General features: G+C 67.8%; 1 protein-coding gene. It reads right to left on the bottom strand.

Annotated features, from left to right (window positions below; translation table 11 throughout):
• Window positions 1–49: 49 nt before the first annotated feature.
• The coding region (locus FNH05_RS37190) for a glycoside hydrolase family 2 TIM barrel-domain containing protein (protein ID WP_144593509.1) at window positions 50–1,530 on the bottom strand (1,481 nt) is incomplete at its 5' end.

Here is a 1,530-nt window from a genome sequence, read left to right as displayed (position 1 = left end):
CACCCGCGGATTCCCCACCCACTGCCTCACAGGGGTGTCCCAATGGCTGTTACTCGGCGTCGCTCCGCGGCGTGATCTCCTCACGGTGGGCACCGATCTCCTCACCGGGCAGCGCCCGCGCGGGCCTGGTGAGGATGGCCCGGATCTTCGCCGGGTCGGCCTTCGGCACACGCTCGGCGGTCAGCAGGCCGTTGGTCTCCTGCTCGGTGTCGGTGAGCTGGGTGTAGCAGAAACCGGCCAGGGCAGGGGAATCGAGCACCGCGGAGACCAGTTCGTCGAGCTTGTGCACGAGCCCGGTCGCATCGGCCACAGTGGAGTACCCGAACCACTTGTCGCCGGCCTGAGGGGCATAGGACAGGCCACCGAACTCGGTCAGCATGACCGGACGACCGGCCGTGATCTCGCCGAGCACGAGACGGCGACCACCGGGACGCCCCTCGGCCAGGGTCTTCCGCGCCGCGTCCGGGTCGCCGTAGCGCCGGCTGAGGGAGGCCCCAAGAGGGGCGTAATCGTGGACGCCGTAGATATCGGCCTCGGTGATTTCCCAGCCGTCATTGGAGATCACCGGGCGAGTGGGGTCGACGGCCTTGGTGAGGTGATACAGCGAACTCGCGAAATGCGCCTGGGCGGGGACGGCTGCGATGTCGGGAACCCCCCAGCTCTCGTTGAGGGGAACCCAGGTGACGATGCTCGGATGGCTGCGGTCACGGCGAAGGATCTCCAGCCAGTCGCGCGTCAGCCGTTCGATGGCGGTCGGCCCGAACTCGTAGGCGTTCGCCGCCTCACCCCACACGAGCAGGCCGAGACGATCACACCAGTAGAGAAAGCGAGGATCTTCGACCTTCTGATGCACCCGGACACCGTTGAAACCAAGTTCCTTGATCAGTTCGACCTCACGCCGCAGCGCCCCGGCATCGGGCGCCGCCAGGTGCGACTGGGGCCAGTAGCCCTGTTCGAGCACCATACGGGGGAAGTAGGGCACCTGGTTGAGCAGGAACCGGCCGTCGGCCACCCCGACCTCGCGGATACCGAGATAGCTGGCCACCACGTCTTCCGGCCCGTCCGCCGGTCCCACTCGCACCCCGGCATCGACGAGCACCGGATGCTCGGGAGCCCAGAGCAGCCGGTGACGATCCTGTCCGTGCCGGAGCGCGGGCACCGCCACCGGAAACCGGAACCGCCGGTGATCGACCCGGACGGACTGTTCGGCGAGCGTTTCCCCATCGAGGCGGAGCAACACCCGCACGGTGACGGGATTCTCCGGATGACACGACAGTTCGCCCTCACAGACGACCGAGGCGCCCGGCACGTCGGCGATCCACTGCACCTCCCGCAGATGCAGATCCGGCACCACCTCGGCCCACACCGGCTGCCAGATCCCGGTCGTCCGGTGATACCAGATGTCGTGCGGTTCCTCGCGCCAGTCCTGCTTACCGCGCGGCTGGGTGGCGTCGTCCGGCTGGTCCTCGACACGGACCACAATGGACTGTGTGCCGCCGTCGAGACGGAGCGCATCGGTGATGTCGAATG

It is taken from the genome of Amycolatopsis rhizosphaerae, assembly GCF_007713715.1.
In the GTDB taxonomy this organism is placed as follows: domain Bacteria; phylum Actinomycetota; class Actinomycetes; order Mycobacteriales; family Pseudonocardiaceae; genus Amycolatopsis_E; species Amycolatopsis_E rhizosphaerae.
The sequence above is the reverse complement of the archived record's forward strand: the minus strand, read 5'-3'. Positions and strand labels throughout refer to the sequence as shown.